This is a genomic window from Paenibacillus oenotherae (genome assembly GCF_019443105.1).
Taxonomy (GTDB): Bacteria; Bacillota; Bacilli; order Paenibacillales; family Paenibacillaceae; genus Paenibacillus_Z; species Paenibacillus_Z oenotherae.
In genome coordinates this window covers 569,046-586,248 of the sequence record NZ_JAHZIJ010000001.1, presented here as the reverse complement: position 1 = coordinate 586,248, position 17,203 = coordinate 569,046, and the positions used below count along the sequence as shown (strand labels likewise).

The following is a 17,203-nucleotide window of genomic DNA, read 5'->3' as shown; positions in this document are numbered from 1 at the left end:
GTGATGAGCAACAACTCTTCTTTGCCGCCAAGATCCGCGTCACGTAGCTCCAAGGGAACAAGTGGTTCGGGCAAGGCACCTAAGAAGCCGTCCCGCTGGTTCCGGCGAATTATGGTGTTCTTTCTTCTGCTGCTAGTAGGTGTCGCCGGATATCTTGGATACTTGTACAAGGAGTCCAAGGATGCTCTGCAGGTTATAACATCAGATGCCGATCCGGAGATTGTCATACCCGAAGATCAGTCGGTTAAGGTGAAAGGAGTAACCTTCCTGCTGATGGGCATTGATACGAGGAAAGAAACCGGAAGTTTGAATACGGATGTTATGATGGTTGCATCATTCAATCCCAACACGAAGACGGCAACGATTGTATCCATTCCACGAGATTCCAAGATCGAGCTGGATGGCTACAACAGCCGCAAGGCCAATGCTTATTACGCAAACTTCCTGGCTAGTGCGAAGAAGGATGGACTAAACAAGAAAGCGGCCGAGCAGAAGGCGAAGCAGGATCTGCGCAAAATGTTCGGCAAATACTTCGATATTCCGATCGATTATACAGCCACCATTAATTTCCAAGGGTTTGTCGATGTTGTCGACGCGCTTGGCGGGGTTGAAGTGGATGTTGATATGAACATGCGCTATGTTGATAACGCGGATGGTACGAATATTAATTTGACCAAGGGCCGCCATACACTTGGCGGAGACGATGCGCTGGATTTTGTCCGCTACCGCAAATCGAATGACGGACGCAACATGTCCAGCGACTTCGACCGGAACAAGCGGCAAAGCCAAGTGATCGGCGCGATAGCCGATGAGCTTAAGTCAGTTTCCAGCGTTACGAATATTTTCAATGTTCTTGAAGCGGTGGGCAACAATATGCGGATGGATATTCCGGCTAGCGAAGTTGAGAATATGCTGATTACCTATTTCCGAATGAGCCGCAGCGACATTACCTTTATTCCGCTGGAGGGCACTTGGAGAAGCCCTTATGTCAGACTGGATGAAGACAAGCTGCAGGCTGCCAAAGCTGCGCTTCAAGCAAAACTGGCGGAATGACCTGTGGTCGATTGGCATCGGCTATGATATAATGAAGCCATCGGAGCATTCATAACCATGTACACGAGGAGGTCAGCGAATGACCGAAGTCGTCACGACACTATCCGAAGAAGTATTCAATCAACTGCAGAAGGAACCGTTCGTGCTCCTGCATACGATCGATGCAGATAGTGGCTCGCCAACGTCGAGTGCTATTTCGTGGATTTATGCGCCGAATGACTCTACGCTCCGCTTCGCGATTGACGGCCGTTCACGGCTAAGCGCGAACATGACAGCGAATGCAGCAGTGAGTGTTACCGTATTTGCGCCGTCTGCTGTCCAGACCGTATACGGCAAGGCAAAGCTCGTTACAGATGCGCTTGAGGATGTGCCTTTCAAGCTTGTATGCTTCGACATCGAGATTGAAGTGATCCGCGATGCGATGTTCTACGGAGCACGCTTGTCCTCACTGCCCCAGTATGAGAAGACTTATGACTTGAGAGCCGCTGAGAAACTGGACGGGCAAGTATTTGCCGCCATGAAGAAAGCCTAGTGAATATTCACTAGGCTTTTTGTGTTCTTATGAGGGATCTCGCCTTTACAAAGATTTATTAATCTTCGTTCCGGTTCGTGTATCAGGCTCCGTGTTTCTTGGTTTCGTGTCTCTTGGCATCTGCGGCACAATGCGGCCGATAATGTCAGCCAACTCTTCCGCGAAGCCGGCAATAGGCCGTCCGCGCTGGAAATCATTGCGCATCTCACGCAGCCGGTTGGACAAATCAATATCGGCTGTAACAACTGCATTAATACCATATTTATCTTTGCGGAATGCTTCAGCAACGGCATATTTAATCGTACCGACTTCAGCGCGCTCCAGCTTGCCGTCAACATTAATGCCTACAATTGCCGTGTTCTGGAACACGACGCAATGAGCGCTCTTGACGCCGGGAACATGCTTGGCTAACGATTCCAAATGCGCCGCGACTTTTTTGGGATTGCTGATGACTTCTTTACGCGGGGCCGTTTGCTGGGCACGCACACGTTGATCATTCTGTGGAGAGGGTGATGTCTCATTGCGAGCGACGGTACCGCAGCCTGTCGCCAGCAAGCAAAGGACAACCGCCGATACTAGCCACCTACACATTTGGGCCACCTGACCTTTCCTTTTCGCATTTCATCTGTTCGAGCATAGTTTGCCCCAAGCAGAGCTCACTATGTATGCCTTTAGAAGGAAATTCCACCGCCAGGAGGGATCGCGATGAAGAAAATATTCGTACTCGATACTAATGTGCTCCTACATGATCCGCAAGCAATGACTGCATTTGACGATAATGAGGTTGTAATCCCCGCGGTGGTGCTGGAAGAAATTGATTCGAAGAAAAGGTTAGCCGACGAACTGGGCCGCAATGCGCGCTCTGTTTCCAGACTGCTTGATCATATGCGTGAGAATGGCCGACTTCATGAAGGTATCGAGCTTGATAATGGCGGACTGCTCAAGGTAGAGCTTAACCATCGGAGCTTCGTTCGGCTGCAGGAAATGTTTGGCGAGATGTCCAATGACAACCGGATTCTGGCCGTTGCCCTGAATTACCATCTTGAGGAGCAGGAGAAAGAAGCGCCCAGACCTGTCGTAATTGTAAGCAAGGATGTTCTCGTCCGGATTAAAGCGGATGTGCTCGGCTTGAGTGCGCAGGACTACTTGTCCGACCGGGCTGTTATGCCATCGGAAGTGTATGCCGGTTATTTGACACTGTTTGTTCATCCATCCACCATCGATGAATTTTATACGTACCGTTTCCTGACGATCAAAAGCATGAATCTTGCGACAAGATTGCATCCCAACGAATTTGTCATTCTGCGCGATGAGATGGGAACGTCCAAATCAGCCTTGCTCAAGGTGAGTCAGGATGGCGCGAGGCTGGAGCCGCTTTTTTTGAGCAATGACCCCATCTGGGGGATAACAGCCCGCAACGCGCAGCAGCGAATGGCGCTGGAGCTGCTTCTGAATGACGATATTCCGCTGGTGACGCTCACGGGCAAGGCGGGAACGGGCAAGACACTGCTGGCGCTTGCCGCAGGTCTGATGAAGGTTGAGGATGAGCACAAGTATAAAAAGCTGCTTATTGCACGGCCGGTCGTTCCTATGGGGAAGGATATCGGGTATTTGCCGGGGGAGAAGGAAGAGAAGCTCAGGCCTTGGATGCAGCCGATCTATGATAATTTGGAGTTTCTGTTCGATACGAAGAAATCCGGCGATATTGACAAAATATTAATGGGACTGGGCAGCATTCAGGTGGAGGCGCTCACGTACATTCGCGGCCGCTCTATACCAGGACAATTCATTATTATTGATGAGGCGCAGAACCTGACGCGGCATGAAGTGAAGACAATTGTCTCCAGGGTCGGGGAAGGCAGCAAAATCGTGCTGATGGGAGATCCCGAGCAGATTGACCATCCGTATCTGGACGCGATCAGCAACGGTCTTACGCATATTGTGGAGCGCTTCAAGCAGGAGGGGATAAGCGGCCACATGACGCTGGAGAAGGGCGAGCGTTCCAAGCTCGCACAACTGGCAGCGGATTTGCTATAGTCGGTGCTAAGCCGCCTGAGCTTGGCTTACAGCAGCTGCGCCCATTTGCATTGATAGGCACGGGCAATGCCCTCTATAAGCTCGATCTGATGACGGTCAATAGCGATCAGCTGTTGGCCGTTTTCTTGTGCTCTTGCGATAGCATGCTCCTCGGTCTGAAGAAGAGCGGATTCCAGCTCAGAGTGTGCGCCCGACGCGGATAAAGCAACAAGGGCGACAAGGCCAAGGTCAAGATAATGATTGCCTAGCCGGGTATGCAGGCCATAATCTGTGAAAAGACGGTCGTTCAGCTCCCAGGATGAATCTTCCAATGCGATCCACAGGGCTCTTTCGCAATCGACACGATAGCGCTGGACGAATGCCTCGACTGCGTCCGCGTCAGCGGCGCTCTGCACGAACAGAACTGTTTTGTCGCGATCAACAATGGTTACAGTATCTGCGATTCCTTTTATAATTTGCGCATAATAGCCCGGCAGCTTGTCCTCCGGCAAGTGCAGCTCAATGCTGTGCAGGGGTTGCATCTGCATTGTTGTCATCACCTCTTTCATGTGATCTGATTCTCATTATGACGGAAGAACATGCGGGAATCAATTGGACTGCCCAATTGACAGGCGACAAGAAAGCGCTTTGTTGATACAATGGATAATAGGTCAAAAGTTGGAAAGGAAGGGGAAGGTGGCTCGCAGAATATACTTGTTAATGATGCTTGGCCTGTTCACGATCTGCGGCTTGCTGCTTGTCCAGGTGCTGGGCCAATCAGGGGCATCGGTTATTGATATGGAAGATGCTCCGAGAGGGATTGAGCCTCAGATGATGGCCGGTGCTGTCGAAGCTGCCTCTCCAATCCGTGTCGCCGTTGCTATGGATAAGAGTGAATTTCAATATTGGGTGGAAGTAAATGATAGGATCGGGGAGGAATATCCTGATCTGCAGGTCACAATGACCAACTTCAATGAAGATGAAGCGAATGACGCTTGGGTGAAGTCGTCCCAGATCGGCGAGGCTTTTGATATTATATTGCTTGATAATCATCTGGTCAGAGAGTTTGCTGTGCAGGGCTATCTGCTGCCTGCAGATGATATCTATGCCAGGGATTCGCTTGAAGATCAATTGAAAGCGCTAACAGATCCGCTTCGCTGGAATGGCTCCATCTGGGGCATTCCGGCTGATTCCGATCCGATGATTATCGCCTGGAGCAGAGAGCTGCTGCGAGATACACTTCAGGAGCCGCCAGCAACATGGGAGAGCTTTATTGACCTGGTCAATGAATTGCGCTTATCCAATCCGTCCTTGAAAGGGGTTAATGTGCTGCCCAATGATGCGAAGCAGATGACGGGGTGGCTAGGGTCGTTCAAGGGGTCGATCGAAGCCGCGGCCAATCTGTCGAACTTCAATGATGCGATGAAGCATCAAATCCAGTACACGCTGACAGAAGCCTCCACATTGGATCCGGAGAATCAGATGTATGAGTTAATCAGGGAGGTCAAGAACGGCAATATCTTCTCAGTGGTGATGCCCTGGTCGCAGTATAAGCGGATATCCCGCGAGGAGCCTCATTTGTTAAGTGTGGGCTTCGCCACAGCTCCCATTGCATGGAATGGGGGAAGAAGCTTCGTCGTTACATCCGAATCAAGCCAGCTGCAGCGAGCGCGGCAATGGATCAATATGATGACATCGTCTTCGCGCCAGATGGAAAGGTATACTGAGATAGGCAAGCTGCCTGCGCGAAATTCAGTTTACGCGAAGCAGTATGCCTCCGAACCAATTGTCAGCCGCCCGCCTAACTGGATGGTGGAGCCGCTGCAGAAGCCTGTATATATTCCCGATCCGAGGTGGTCGGAACGATGGAACAGTTGGGTGAATCTCTGGCACAGTCCCAAGCTTGCGCTCACGGAATTGGAGCAAGCGGAATATATCATCAGGGAGTGGAATGGGGCTGGGGGCAAGTAAGCGCTCCAGCGCTCTCTTGATGCGCCGTTATAGACTAATGGAGAGCTTGACAATAAGCTTGCCGTCCTCGATCTCCACAGATCTGGTCTTCAGAAATGTGACAATCTTCCCGGGATAGAAGCCGAGATCGAATTCTTCCTCCAACGATTGTCTAGTTGTGTCAGGCAGAGAGAGTCCGTTGAATATAAGCTCGTCAACATGGAAGCGGAGCCCGTTCACCGGTTCATTCTCTACGGTATAATGTCCGGATAGAGTTACTTCCAGCCCATCGCGCACACCGGTGACTGTAACCGTTTCTTTCTTGAACTGGAACGCGAAGTTGTTGAACAGCTCATTTTGTTCCCGCAAAAATGCATTAAGCTGAGCTTCTTCTATGGTCAGCGTATAATTAAAGCCATCGATCTCAAGCATTTCTTTATTGCCCTGAATCCAGCCAGGCATCTCTCTCATAGCGCTGGCAAGAGCCTTGAAGTAGCGTTTCACTTCATAGAGGCCGACATTGTGCCAGTAATTAGTGAGCTCATCGATCATAAGCCTAAGGCTGTCTTCATCGGAACGTCCGCCAAGCCGATTGTCAACATCCTGCTGCAGGGCCAGCACTCTTAGGCGCTGCGCCTTTAGCCGCTTATCGACCTCGGCCAGCTGGCGGGATTGGTCGTCAAGTCCTTTGATCGATTTTTTTAATTCCCGGTATTGCTTCGAATAGTCGTTCAATGTATGGTGGTCATTAGAGAAGATGACATTGACATAGTCCAGTGAAGCGAGAAGGTCTGCCAATGAACGGGAGGAGAGAAGGGCTGTTAACAAGACGTCCCGTTCACCGGTATAGTAGGAGCGAAGAATACGTCCGGCATCCTCGCGGTGCGCGGCAATCCGTAGCTCATGCCGACGCAGTTCATCGCCCGATTGCTTGATTCGGCTTGTGAGGATTTGCTGCTGCTGCGCGATGCGCGAGATCTCTTTGTCCAGCTCGACAAGAGACAGGCTTTTCTCAAGTATAGTCCGTACTTCTTCATCCCCTGGCGATACGGCGAGCACGGGAAAGACGGTCAGCCATACGGCTAATGCGATTGCCGCATAGGCAGCCCACCGGCGGCGAATCCTACCCCTCACAAACGTCTCCCCCTTCTTGTCCAATTGTATGTACGACTATATGCTGTCAATCCATCTATTATATCTTGAAAAGGAATTTTTGTCCTTGCAGCGGGAGGTGCGGACCGTCAATGAGTAGTTCAGAGCTGCTGGCAGGCCGGATCCGGGAGCGAATAAATCGCTCCGGTATTCAAGGCTGGTATGTTGACTCAAGGGGAACCAGGAGGGAACAGGTTCCGTGTCTGTCCTTTCATGATTATATGGCGATGTGTCTATATGATAATGAGAGCGGTTATTACCGCACAGGTGCTGTGCGGATCGGCAAATCAGGTGATTTCTACACCAGTTCCGGCATTGGAAGTGTGATGGGAGAGAAGCTGGCCGCTTATATCGCCTCCCTTATGGAACGATACGATGGCTGTGGCGATCTGGCGGAATGGGGAGCAGGAACAGGAAGGCTGTCTCAGCAAATACTAGCCGCCTGGCGCCAAAGGGGCATCTCGTGGAAGAATATGACCTTCACGCTTGTAGACGGCAATCCGGTTCATTTGGAAGAGGCCATGAGGACGCTTCATCCAGAAGCGATTGCCAATGACATCGTTCAGCTTCGATATATGAACCCTCAGGAGGCGGAAGCCTGTAATTGGCGCGGCAAACCGCTTATTCTGTATGCGAACGAGCTGCTTGATGCGTTTCCGGTTCATCGGGTGGTCATGAAGGCGGGACGGCTCTGGGAGCTTGGCGTCAGTTGGGTTGCGGAGGATCATAAGGCCGGATTCCGTTATGTGCAGATGCCGCTTTCAACAGACCGGATTGTTCATTCGCTGCAAGAGGACGGTATTGTGCTGAAGGAAGGACAGGAGCTGGATGTTAACCTGGCTGCTGAGAAATGGATCGCGGACATGGGCAGTATGATCGATGGGGGAGCCATCATTCTGATTGACTACGGACATACCGCCGAGGAGCTTGCCGCCTCTCACCGGATGCGAGGCACGTTGATGTGCTATCGGAACCATATTGCACATGATGATCCGTTTGTCTCTGTCGGAGAACAGGATATAACCGCACATGTGAATTTCACTGCCTGTGAACGGGCAGCCGCAGTGGCGGGATGGAAGGTTCGATATTATGGTACGCAGAAGCAGTTTCTCATTGATCAGGGGGTGCTTGAGGATCTGATGGATCATGACGGCCGCAATCCGTTCAGCGAGATTGCAAGGCGCAACAGAGCCATTCGTCAGCTGCTGCTAGGAGGGGAAATGAGCGAGACGTTCAAAGTTATGGTACTGGTCAGATGATAGATGAATATGGAAAAAGGGCTGTTTCAGGTAGCTTGTCCCCTGAAACAGCCCTTTGTGTGTGTTTGGCTGTAATATGCGGTATTAGAATGGGTTGCCCATTACAAACACGGACCAATACGTGAAGCCAACAAATGATAACACCATATAACCCCAGAACATTAGGATGTAGGTTCTTTCGGAAAAGTTCAAATACCCTAACAATACAAATGCAACTGTCTGGGCAAAGAACAAAAGCGCCATCTCAGTCATTCCACCAGCAAATGACATCAGAGCAATAACTAGCGTCCAAAAGCCGAGCACCCGAAACATGCGTGCCATGGTTTCATCCCCCTTCTTCAGTTTCGACCCGATTACTATTGCCAATTATAACGTTTAAGGTAACGACTGTAAACCCGCCAAACGTGACGAAATGACAAACTTTTTGACGACTTCCAGAGCCATATTTCAAGTTTGCATCAATTGTCATCAAATCATGTATGAGCCTTTAAAAAAATGGATATACAAATTAGTATCCGATAGATTCTATGAACTCTACCAAGGGCATAGAGATAAAGTAAGCGCCTAATGTTGGGAGGTTTTGGTTGCATGACAGCAGTCAGACAAGATGCGTGGAGCCCGGATGATGATCTCATCCTAGCGGAAGTAACGCTTCGCCATATTCGGGAAGGCAGCACACAGCTCGCCGCTTTCGAAGAGGTAGGAGAGAGGATCGCCCGGACTTCCGCCGCATGCGGATTTCGCTGGAACAGCTGTGTCCGCAAGCGTTATGAAGATGCCATACAAATTGCAAAGCAGCAGCGACAGAAACGGAATTATATGAAGAAACAAGCGTATGTCGCAGCTCCGCATGTGTCATCGGTCGGTACGATTGATACAGATGAGCGGACCTACAAGAACGAACCTGTAACGGAAGAATCATTCTCCATCGATACAGTCATTCGTTTCCTGCGTCAATGGAAGGGTACTTCTCAGGACTTGTATAGGCAAATTAAGACATTGGAACGCGAGCTTCGCGACAGGGAAGAGGAATTGTACGCATTGCGGGAACAGAATGCGAAGCTGTCATTAGAGGTCAATAGTGTCCAAACTGATTATCGTACTGTGAATGATGACTACAAGACACTCATTCAAATTATGGATCGTGCGCGCAGATTGACTGTATTGACGGAAGAGGACGAGGCGAAGCCCCGATTCAAGATGGATGCTAACGGCAATCTGGAGCGCATTGAGTAAAGCAAGCCTGCGTTTCACATGAAAGCCCCGCTGATGGGTCAGCGGGGCTTTCATATGTTTGGCGGTAATTATCTGTTGCGGAGCTCGAAGAGAGGACTGTAATCTGGTAACATGGGGCTGATAGCGATAGTTGAGGAGACGATGAAGCGGTGCGGATATGGATAGTAGGAGCAGGTGCAATCGGATTGCTGTACGGCTCCAGACTTGCGCAATCCTCTGTGAAGGTGACATTGCTGACGGGTTCAGCTGCACAAGCGGCGGCGCTTGCAGCGGGCGGGATAACAATTGAAGAGTACGGCACGGGAGCAGCAGCAAGGGCAGCTGTAGATGCAGCGCCGCTTGCCGGGGCGCATGCCATAGCAGGGCCGCGGGATTGGATATGGCTAACCGTCAAGCAGCCGCATCTGACCGATGATTTGGCAGCATCGCTTGCAGCGCTTTGTTCCGGCGGAGCGTCGTTGTTATGCTTGCAGAACGGTGTAGGCCATATGGAAAAGCTGCGTGAAGCCATTCCGGAACGGCAGCTGTATGCTGCTATATCAACGGAGGGGGCGCTTAGGCTGGATGAAGTGACTGTCAGACATACCGGCCTGGGGTCGCTCACATTCGGACGATGGGGGGATCTTGCCAGCGACGATGTTACAATCTCCGGGCAGGACGGCTCGCAAAAAATGTTGTTGGATATACTCGAAGCGGCAGGAATTGAAGGGTCGATGTCGAATGACATGAATAATCGCATCTACCATAAATTGCTGGTTAATGCCGTTATTAATCCATTAACTGCAATCTATGGTGTAACGAACGGAGAATTGCCGGACAATGATAGCAGGAAACGGCTGATGATTGCGCTTCATGCTGAAAGTGAAGCCGTTCTATCCGCTGCCGGCATGAGCGGGGATGGGGATGCCTGGGAGCGGCTGATGACCGTCTGCCGGCGGACGGCAAGCAATGAATCCTCCATGCTCAGGGATGTAAAGGCAGGCCGAATGACCGAAATTGATTGGATCAATGGAGGAGTCGCCGCGATTGCCCGTCAATACGGTCTCACAACACCGCTAAACGACGCTATAATTACTATTGTAAAAACGCTGGCAATGAACTGATTCGAAGGAGGTGCGGACCGTTATGCAAATGATTATGGAAAGCATCAAACATGTCTATGCATTTCTGGCCGTCATCCCGATCGTTCCTTTTCTCCTTATTTATTTTGGATACGGGGCCTATACCGGAGATCGCAAGAAAGCATTCCGGATAGCGATGGATGTGACGACAGCTCTTCTGATCGGCTGTGTCGCAGTGCTGTTCAACCGGATATTCAACAGCTCGTTCGGGCTGTACGGCATTCTTCTTATTATGCTGCTGGGCGGGGGATTGCTTGGCAATGTGCAGTACCGCTCCAAGGGCAATGTTGATATGAAGCGTGTTATGCGGGCGGTTTGGCGGCTTGGTTTTTTTCTGATGAGTGTCTGCTATCTGCTTCTCATGTGTATCGGAATTGGCAAAAGCCTGTTTACAGTTTAGAAGGTCTGTGCCGATAGCTGCTTGCCTCCCTGTACGGGAGGTGATTTTTTTTGACGGTATGCCTCTCGTTGTGTACAATCATTATCAGACTCGGAAAGATAGAGAGGTTGAGGCTGTCCATGGAAACCGCATCGGTTCAGTTGCCAATGGCCCAGTCATTAACGGAGGCTTACATAAAGCGGTCCGACCCGCAGGTGGAGTCGATATTCGGCAGCCATCCCGCAGAGGAATCGGATTGGAAGCGCCGGTTTCAGTGGCTGAGAGAGCAATCCATTCACCGTGTTGCGCCAGAGAAACTAGCCCATATGCTTATGGGATACAATAAACAATTCAATGCAAGCGATGGGGCAGAAGCCGGCATTAAGGCAATTGCAGCCGGAGCTCCGGTTATTGTCGGCGGACAGCAGGCCGGACTTTGGACAGGGCCGCTTCTGGTTATACATAAAGCAGTATCCATTATTCGCGCCGCCAGGGAGGCGTCGCGCATGCTGGAAGTGCCTGTTGTGCCTGTGTTCTGGGTCGCCGGAGAAGATCATGATTGGGAGGAAGCCAGTCATGCGCTGATCCTTACCCGTGAGGATGGGATCGAACGAATCGCGCTGGAACGTCCTGGCGGCGCCCGCAGATCTGTGAGCCAAACGCGTTTGACGCAGGAGGCGATGGCTGCAGCTGTAGAGCAGCTCAGTGCTGCGCTGGAGGATTCGGCGTATAAGCGGGAGCTGATCGAGCGGCTGACCCTCTATGCGGGTCAATCCGCATCGTTATCCGATTGGTTCGCGCATATGATGGGGTGGCTGTTCGGCGATCAAGGGCTTGTGCTGATGGATGCCGATCATCCCGAGCTGAGACGGCTGGAAGCTCCGATGTTCAAGGCGCTCATTGAGCGGAATGACGAACTGGAGGACGCATACCGCCGAGGGGCGGAGGCTGTTGAGGATTTAGGTTATCCGCTGCAGGCCGAGGTCGCGCCTGGCGGAGCGAATCTATTTATATATCGAAGAGAGCAGGATGGACCGGAACGCAATATCGAGGGTGAGCGGACATTGCTGTTCAAGCGGGATGGCTGCTTCGAGAACCGCAGAGGGACTCTCTCGTGGACGAAGGATGAGATGCTTGCCATAGCAGCAGAAGCGCCAGAGAGACTAAGCAACAATGTGCTGACGCGGCCGCTTATGCAGGATTATGTGCTGCCAGTTCTCGGGACGGTGCTTGGCCCCGGAGAGATTGCATACTGGGCGCTAACTGCGGAGGCATTCCGCACGTTGGATATGCAGATGCCGATTGTTGTGCCACGCATGTCATTCACCTTAGTCGAAGGTGCAATTGCCAAACATATGATGAAGTACGGCTTGACGTTCGAGGATGTGGCCTTCCGGTTCCAGGCGCGCAGAGCGGACTGGCTGAAGAAGCAGGATGAATTCCATATCGAGCGCCATTTCGCAGAGGTGAAGAAGCAGTTTGCCGACCTTTACGAACCACTGCTAGAAATGGTATCATCTGTGCAGGCAGGATTGTCTAATCTTGGCGAAAGTAACAAGGGGAGAATCATCGATCAAATTTCTTTTCTCGAAGCTCATACGAAGGAAGCCCATGCTATTCGGTTCACTGCAGGCCTCAAGCAGCTGGACCGTATTGCGCTGTCGCTCTGGCCGGAGGGCAAGCCGCAAGAGAGAACGATCAATGCAGCGGTATATTTGAGCCGGTATGGCAGAGCTTGGCTGCAGCGGCTGCTGGAAGCTCCCTTCGAGATTAGCGGAGGCCATCTTTTAATTTATTTGTAGAAAGGTTGTTGAATAATGAGCGTTAATGCCAAAGAAACAAGTATTGTGACCGATCTGGCGCTTGCACCGGAAGGCCATCTGAAGATTGAATGGGTTGCGGCTCACATGCCGGTTCTGAACCGGATCCGTGAGCAATTTGAGCAGGAGCAGCCGTTCAAAGGGTTGAAAGTGGCGATCTCGCTTCACTTGGAAGCCAAAACCGCTTATCTCGCCAAAGTCGTGAAGGCTGGCGGCGCGGAAGTTACTATTACGGGAAGCAACCCGCTCTCGACACAAGATGATGTGTGTGCTGCGCTTGTTGAGGATGGCATTACGGTATTTGCGAAGTATAATCCAGAGCCGAAAGAGTACAAAGAGCTTCTGATCAAGACGCTGGAAACGAAGCCGGATCTTATTATTGATGATGGCGGCGATCTGATCTCGATTCTGCATGCGGAGCGTCAGGATCTGATGGCTCAGGTGCGCGGCGGAGCTGAAGAGACGACGACAGGCATTCTTCGTCTGAAAGCGATGGAGAAGGATGGCGAGCTTAAATTCCCGATGGTCGCTGTTAACGATGCATTCTGCAAGTACTTGTTCGACAATCGTTATGGAACAGGACAATCCGTATGGGATGGCATTAACCGCACGACGAATCTGGTTGCAGCGGGCAAAACCGTTGTTGTTGTCGGCTACGGCTGGTGCGGCAAAGGCGTTGCAATGCGCGCCAAAGGGCTCGGAGCGAACGTCATCGTAACGGAAATTGACGGAATTAGAGCGGTTGAAGCTTACATGGATGGCTATACGGTGCTGCCGATGATCGAAGCTGCCAAAGTAGGCGACATCTTCGTAACGGTAACTGGCAATCGCGATGTCATTCGCGGTGAGCATTATGAAGTGATGAAGAATGGCGCGATCCTCTCCAATGCAGGACACTTCGATATCGAAGTGAACAAGCCGGAGCTTGATGCGCTGACGGCGAGCAAGCGTGTCGTGCGCCGCAACATCGAGGAGTATAAGCTGAAGGACGGCCGCAGCATCTACCTGCTGGCAGAAGGACGACTGGTCAATCTGGCTGCTGGAGACGGACATCCGGCTGAGATTATGGATATGACCTTCGCGCTTCAAGCAATGTCGCTCAAATATGTGAACGACAATTATAAGGCGCTTGGCGGTACGGTTGTTAATGTTCCTTATGAACTTGACGAGCAGGTGGCGCGCTTCAAGCTGGAATCGCTCGGCATTGGAATTGACAGCCTGACTGAAGAGCAGAAAACCTACCTGGAGAGCTGGGCAGAGCATTAAAAGCGACAGCACTCGTTAAGATCAAAGAGGCCGTTTGGGCTGAATTCATCCGAATTCATTGCCTGAACGGCTTTTTTTGTTGCAACATCTTCCATACGACAAGCGTCTAGTGGATATCATTAGCATCATACACAGATAAAGGGGGCACTAACAATGAGCAACTATCGCAGAGAAAAAGAATGGATCAGGATGATTGTTGTCATCGCTGTCACGGCTATGTTGATCGTGCTGGCAGGCTGCGGCGGAAACGAGAACAATGCAAGCAGCATGGAGAACAGCAAGGCAAGCGGCCAGAGCAGTGATGCAATGATGCAAAGTGAAAGCGTCTCTACAAGCTCGGCTAATGTTGGAGCTTCTCAGGAAGCGGAAGCTGCTTCCACTGAGCAGGTTGCCTCCGACAAAGCCCTTGCAGTTGGGGGCGGAGGACAGCAGAGCGGAGGAGACCCGGCAGCCGGCGCTCCAAGCAGCTATGATCGCAAGCTCATTTACAAAGCGAATGTGAGCATGGAGGTGGAGGACTATGCCAAAGCGCAAACCGCATTGAAAAATTTGATCCACCTGTCCGGCGGCTATACGCTTGGCTTCACAGATGAAAAGACGGCGTATGAGCGGGGAGGCACGCACACGATCAAAATCCCCTCCGCCGGATTTATGCCTTTCCTGGAGCAGTTGGAGAAGGTCGCGCATTTGGATTATCAGAGCAGCATGAATGGTACAGATGTCACAGAGGAATATGTGGATCTGGAATCACGGCTGAAAGCCCGTCAAGTTGTGGAGGCAAGACTGATAGCCTTTATGGAGAAAGCGACGAAGGCGGACGATCTGGTCAGATTCTCTACAGAGCTTGGGAATGTGCAGCTGGAGATTGAACAGATCAAAGGAAGAAAGCGTTATCTGGATCAGAACGTCGCCTACTCCACGGTTGAATTGCGGATTTACCAGCAACTGAAGCCGGATGCAGCAACGAAAACGAAGGAAGAGGAGCAGGAAGGCTTCTTGCAAAGAGTCGGCAATGCGCTGAAGGGCAGCGGGAATTTTGTATATGAATTTATTCAAGGTCTTGTCGTCGTCATTGCCGCAGCGCTGCCTGTACTGATCATGCTTGCAATAATAGCTGTTCCGGGGTACTTGATCTATCGCCGCAATCGGAATCGATTCAGAAGCAGCGGAGCTGCTGCGAGCAAGGGCGGTTACGGGATGAAGATAGATACGGGAACGGGCGGCAATACGGGAGCAGATGAAGGGAAGGGGAATCATTCAGCGCCTGAGGATGCGCCGCAAGAGAAATAATGGTGGATTGCAATCATGCAATTGAAATCATGTAATTGCAATCATGCTGGATTAAAATAGAGAGCTGTATCACCGCCGCTAGTAGTGGAGGGGATGCTGCTCTCTTTTTTGATATGAAGTGATGGGGATGTCAATGAATTTGCGGGCGTCTGGCAGCACGCTGCAGGGCGAAGCGAATAGCGGTTTGCTTGGCAAGTGCCCTCCGCTCCTCCTCGCTGCCGCCAACAAACAGCGGTGACTGATAGAGATCGACGAGGGCGTCTTCGCTTGCGGCCGCCGCATCCCTGTCATTACCCAGCAAATAGTGTGCGACCTGATAGCATAGCTGCTCAAAAGGGCGCAATTGTTCGATTATGTAGTCAGCAGTAGCATTCATGGCGTCTATCGTTATCTCCTTTACAGCGTGCTATCCCCAAAGGAACTGAATTTCCAATGATCGCACAGATGTGGAGCGGTAAAATACGATCAATCAGGCAGGATATGTCTAGCTTACACGAACTGGGAACCGAAAAAGTTTCAAAAGTGTAACAAGTTTAATCTCATAAATTATTTTTAAATTATGGCTGGGAAAGCAGGATTTCTGATCCTTGTGGCGAATAGTTCAACTCTAGTGGTGAAAAGTGGGGCTAAGTGGTGGATTAGGGGGAAGGAGTGGAGCGGCCTAATGTTTATGGGAGAGCATCAGCACAGTATAGACGACAAAGGCCGCATCATTATCCCAGCCAAATTCCGCGACAGCCTGGGTGAGCAGTTCATCGTTACCCGGGGCCTTGACAACTGCTTGTTCGTATACCCTATGAGCGAATGGAGCGTGCTTGAGCAGAAACTCAAAGCATTGCCGCTTATGAAGTCGGATGCGCGGGCGTTCTCCCGGTTCTTCTTCTCGGGCGCCACCGAATGCGAACTTGATAAACAGGGAAGGGTAAACCTACCCAACACATTGTGTGAATACGCGAAGCTCGACAAGGACTGTATCATACTCGGCGTATCCAACCGGGTGGAGATATGGAGCAAGCAAATTTGGGAAGGCTACTTCAAGCAGTCTGAAGAGACATTCAACGACATTGCGGAGAAGCTTGTTGACTTTGATTTCAATTTTTAGATCGCTTGCGGCTGGTAGCGGCGACTTAATAGCCGGGAGGGCTGCAGCATGTTTCAGCATATTACAGTACTAAAGGAAGAAGCAGTCGATGGTCTGGCCATCAAGCCGGACGGGATCTATGTCGATTGTACGCTCGGAGGGGCGGGCCATAGTGAATTGATTGCATCCCGGCTTGGAGATGGCGGGAGGCTGATCGCTATGGATCAGGACGACTGGGCTCATGACAATGCCCGGGTTCGTCTGGCGCCGTACATAGACAAGGTGACCCTTGTCAGGCAAAATTTTCGCCATCTGGAGCAGGTGCTGCTTGGGCTCGGCATCTCGGGCGTGGACGGTGTGCTGTTCGATCTTGGCGTATCCAGTCCGCAGCTTGATGAGGCAGAGCGAGGCTTCAGCTACAACCATGATGCGCCGCTTGATATGCGGATGGATCAGCAGGGGCTGCTCACTGCCGGCGATATTATCAATACGTGGGATGAACGGGAGATTTCCCGCATCATCGCTGATTATGGCGAAGAACGGTTCGCCCGTAATATTGCGAAGAAAATTGTTGCCGCTCGGGAGCATGGGAGTATTGAGACGACAGGCGAGCTGGTTGAGCTCATCAAGAATGGGATTCCAGCGGCTGCAAGACGCACGGGACCGCATCCGGCGAAGCGGACGTTTCAAGCGCTTCGTATTGCGGTTAACGATGAGCTGGGCGCTGAGGAATCGGCATTAGAGCAGACGGTAAGGGTGCTTAACCCTGGCGGGCGGGCGTCCGTCATTACGTTCCATTCGCTTGAGGACCGGATCTGCAAGCAGCTCTTCGCGAAATTTCTTGAGAAATGCAGCTGTCCGCCGGATTTTCCGATGTGCGTCTGCGGGGGCGGCGGCCTGCTCAAGCTTGTGAACCGGAAGCCGATTGTACCCAGTGAGGCGGAATTGGAGCAGAATCCGAGATCGCGCTCGGCCAAGCTGCGCGTTGCTGAGAAACTATAATTCGCACATTTTGCTGCAATAGATGCTTTTGAGACAAATTAGGGGA

At 51.4% G+C, this 17,203-nt stretch carries 18 protein-coding genes; 13 read left to right on the top strand and 5 right to left on the bottom strand.

Annotation, left to right across the window (positions count from 1 at the left end; all coding sequences use genetic code 11):
• Nucleotides 1-3 precede the first annotated feature (3 nt).
• Both K0T92_RS02815 and K0T92_RS02810 read left to right on the top strand, forming a co-directional pair.
• A complete protein-coding gene (locus tag K0T92_RS02815; RefSeq protein WP_219870886.1) occupies nt 4-1,053 on the top strand; it encodes an LCP family protein in 1,050 nt (349 codons plus the stop codon).
• Between the two features lie 79 nt (nt 1,054-1,132).
• Nucleotides 1,133-1,585 carry a pyridoxamine 5'-phosphate oxidase family protein gene (locus K0T92_RS02810; RefSeq protein ID WP_219870885.1) on the top strand — a complete coding sequence of 151 codons (453 nt, stop codon included), beginning with the start codon at nt 1,133-1,135 and terminating at the stop codon, nt 1,583-1,585.
• A gap of 45 nt (nt 1,586-1,630) precedes the next feature.
• On the opposite strand, the gene K0T92_RS02805 is transcribed toward K0T92_RS02810, so the two are convergent.
• Nucleotides 1,631-2,176, bottom strand: a complete 546-nt coding sequence (locus K0T92_RS02805; protein WP_219870884.1) for a YhcN/YlaJ family sporulation lipoprotein — start codon at nt 2,174-2,176, stop codon at nt 1,631-1,633.
• Between the two features lie 114 nt (nt 2,177-2,290).
• Between K0T92_RS02805 and K0T92_RS02800 the strand changes: the two genes are divergently transcribed.
• The gene (locus K0T92_RS02800) at nt 2,291-3,622 is read left to right on the top strand and encodes a PhoH family protein (RefSeq protein WP_219870883.1); all 1,332 of its coding nucleotides are present in this window, start codon (nt 2,291-2,293) and stop codon (nt 3,620-3,622) included.
• A gap of 26 nt (nt 3,623-3,648) precedes the next feature.
• Here the strand turns inward: K0T92_RS02800 and K0T92_RS02795 are convergent, their stop codons facing one another.
• Entirely contained in the window at nt 3,649-4,149 is a 501-nt protein-coding gene (locus tag K0T92_RS02795) for a hypothetical protein (RefSeq protein ID WP_219870882.1), read from the bottom strand.
• Nucleotides 4,150-4,297: 148 nt separating this feature from the next.
• Here K0T92_RS02795 and K0T92_RS02790 point away from each other — a divergent pair, with 148 nt between their 5' ends.
• Nucleotides 4,298-5,572, top strand: a complete 1,275-nt coding sequence (locus K0T92_RS02790) for an ABC transporter substrate-binding protein (protein WP_219870881.1) — start codon at nt 4,298-4,300, stop codon at nt 5,570-5,572.
• A 27-nt stretch (nt 5,573-5,599) separates the two neighbouring features.
• On the opposite strand, the gene K0T92_RS02785 is transcribed toward K0T92_RS02790, so the two are convergent.
• Nucleotides 5,600-6,685 (bottom strand): coiled-coil domain-containing protein, encoded by a 1,086-nt coding sequence (locus K0T92_RS02785; RefSeq protein ID WP_219870880.1) that lies wholly within the window; start codon nt 6,683-6,685, stop codon nt 5,600-5,602.
• A gap of 110 nt (nt 6,686-6,795) precedes the next feature.
• Here K0T92_RS02785 and K0T92_RS02780 point away from each other — a divergent pair, with 110 nt between their 5' ends.
• Entirely contained in the window at nt 6,796-7,962 is a 1,167-nt protein-coding gene (locus K0T92_RS02780; protein WP_219870879.1) for a class I SAM-dependent methyltransferase, read from the top strand.
• A gap of 84 nt (nt 7,963-8,046) precedes the next feature.
• On the opposite strand, the gene K0T92_RS02775 is transcribed toward K0T92_RS02780, so the two are convergent.
• Nucleotides 8,047-8,283, bottom strand: coding sequence for a DUF2626 domain-containing protein (locus tag K0T92_RS02775; protein ID WP_219870878.1), 237 nt, complete (start codon nt 8,281-8,283; stop codon nt 8,047-8,049).
• A gap of 267 nt (nt 8,284-8,550) precedes the next feature.
• Here K0T92_RS02775 and K0T92_RS02770 point away from each other — a divergent pair, with 267 nt between their 5' ends.
• The 6 genes from K0T92_RS02770 (at nt 8,551) to K0T92_RS02745 (ending at nt 15,074) form a co-directional block, all read left to right on the top strand.
• Nucleotides 8,551-9,198 (top strand): RsfA family transcriptional regulator, encoded by a 648-nt coding sequence (locus K0T92_RS02770; RefSeq protein ID WP_219870877.1) that lies wholly within the window; start codon nt 8,551-8,553, stop codon nt 9,196-9,198.
• Nucleotides 9,199-9,347: 149 nt separating this feature from the next.
• The gene (locus K0T92_RS02765) at nt 9,348-10,301 is read left to right on the top strand and encodes a ketopantoate reductase family protein (RefSeq protein ID WP_219870876.1); all 954 of its coding nucleotides are present in this window, start codon (nt 9,348-9,350) and stop codon (nt 10,299-10,301) included.
• Nucleotides 10,302-10,323: 22 nt separating this feature from the next.
• On the top strand, nt 10,324-10,719 hold the full coding sequence (locus K0T92_RS02760) for a DUF3397 domain-containing protein (RefSeq protein ID WP_219870875.1): 396 nt from the start codon (nt 10,324-10,326) through the stop codon (nt 10,717-10,719).
• Between the two features lie 119 nt (nt 10,720-10,838).
• Entirely contained in the window at nt 10,839-12,500 is a 1,662-nt protein-coding gene (gene bshC, locus K0T92_RS02755; protein WP_219870874.1) for a bacillithiol biosynthesis cysteine-adding enzyme BshC, read from the top strand.
• 15 nt (nt 12,501-12,515) lie between these two features.
• Nucleotides 12,516-13,784, top strand: a complete 1,269-nt coding sequence (locus K0T92_RS02750) for an adenosylhomocysteinase (protein ID WP_219870873.1) — start codon at nt 12,516-12,518, stop codon at nt 13,782-13,784.
• Nucleotides 13,785-13,937: 153 nt separating this feature from the next.
• A complete protein-coding gene (locus tag K0T92_RS02745; RefSeq protein ID WP_246627799.1) occupies nt 13,938-15,074 on the top strand; it encodes a DUF4349 domain-containing protein in 1,137 nt (378 codons plus the stop codon).
• Between the two features lie 130 nt (nt 15,075-15,204).
• Here the strand turns inward: K0T92_RS02745 and K0T92_RS02740 are convergent, their stop codons facing one another.
• Nucleotides 15,205-15,450, bottom strand: coding sequence for a hypothetical protein (locus K0T92_RS02740; RefSeq protein ID WP_219870872.1), 246 nt, complete (start codon nt 15,448-15,450; stop codon nt 15,205-15,207).
• Between the two features lie 288 nt (nt 15,451-15,738).
• On the opposite strand from K0T92_RS02740, the gene mraZ reads away from it, so the two are divergent.
• Nucleotides 15,739-16,176: a division/cell wall cluster transcriptional repressor MraZ gene (gene mraZ / locus K0T92_RS02735; protein WP_219870871.1), complete on the top strand. Its 438-nt coding sequence runs from the start codon at nt 15,739-15,741 to the stop codon at nt 16,174-16,176.
• A 48-nt stretch (nt 16,177-16,224) separates the two neighbouring features.
• Nucleotides 16,225-17,157, top strand: coding sequence for a 16S rRNA (cytosine(1402)-N(4))-methyltransferase RsmH (gene rsmH, locus K0T92_RS02730; RefSeq protein WP_219870870.1), 933 nt, complete (start codon nt 16,225-16,227; stop codon nt 17,155-17,157).
• The last annotated feature ends 46 nt before the right edge of the window (nt 17,158-17,203 follow it).

Coding starts and splice junctions, on each gene's coding strand:
- K0T92_RS02815 (WP_219870886.1), top strand. CDS start 4: ATGAGCAACAACTCTTCTTTGCCGCCAAGATCCGCGTCACGTAGCTCC.
- K0T92_RS02810 (WP_219870885.1), top strand. CDS start 1,133: ATGACCGAAGTCGTCACGACACTATCCGAAGAAGTATTCAATCAACTG.
- K0T92_RS02805 (WP_219870884.1), bottom strand. CDS start 2,176: ATGTGTAGGTGGCTAGTATCGGCGGTTGTCCTTTGCTTGCTGGCGACA.
- K0T92_RS02800 (WP_219870883.1), top strand. CDS start 2,291: ATGAAGAAAATATTCGTACTCGATACTAATGTGCTCCTACATGATCCG.
- K0T92_RS02795 (WP_219870882.1), bottom strand. CDS start 4,149: ATGCAGATGCAACCCCTGCACAGCATTGAGCTGCACTTGCCGGAGGAC.
- K0T92_RS02780 (WP_219870879.1), top strand. CDS start 6,796: ATGAGTAGTTCAGAGCTGCTGGCAGGCCGGATCCGGGAGCGAATAAAT.
- K0T92_RS02775 (WP_219870878.1), bottom strand. CDS start 8,283: ATGGCACGCATGTTTCGGGTGCTCGGCTTTTGGACGCTAGTTATTGCT.
- K0T92_RS02770 (WP_219870877.1), top strand. CDS start 8,551: ATGACAGCAGTCAGACAAGATGCGTGGAGCCCGGATGATGATCTCATC.
- K0T92_RS02760 (WP_219870875.1), top strand. CDS start 10,324: ATGCAAATGATTATGGAAAGCATCAAACATGTCTATGCATTTCTGGCC.
- bshC (WP_219870874.1), top strand. CDS start 10,839: ATGGAAACCGCATCGGTTCAGTTGCCAATGGCCCAGTCATTAACGGAG.
- K0T92_RS02750 (WP_219870873.1), top strand. CDS start 12,516: ATGAGCGTTAATGCCAAAGAAACAAGTATTGTGACCGATCTGGCGCTT.
- K0T92_RS02745 (WP_246627799.1), top strand. CDS start 13,938: ATGAGCAACTATCGCAGAGAAAAAGAATGGATCAGGATGATTGTTGTC.
- K0T92_RS02740 (WP_219870872.1), bottom strand. CDS start 15,450: ATGAATGCTACTGCTGACTACATAATCGAACAATTGCGCCCTTTTGAG.
- mraZ (WP_219870871.1), top strand. CDS start 15,739: ATGTTTATGGGAGAGCATCAGCACAGTATAGACGACAAAGGCCGCATC.
- rsmH (WP_219870870.1), top strand. CDS start 16,225: ATGTTTCAGCATATTACAGTACTAAAGGAAGAAGCAGTCGATGGTCTG.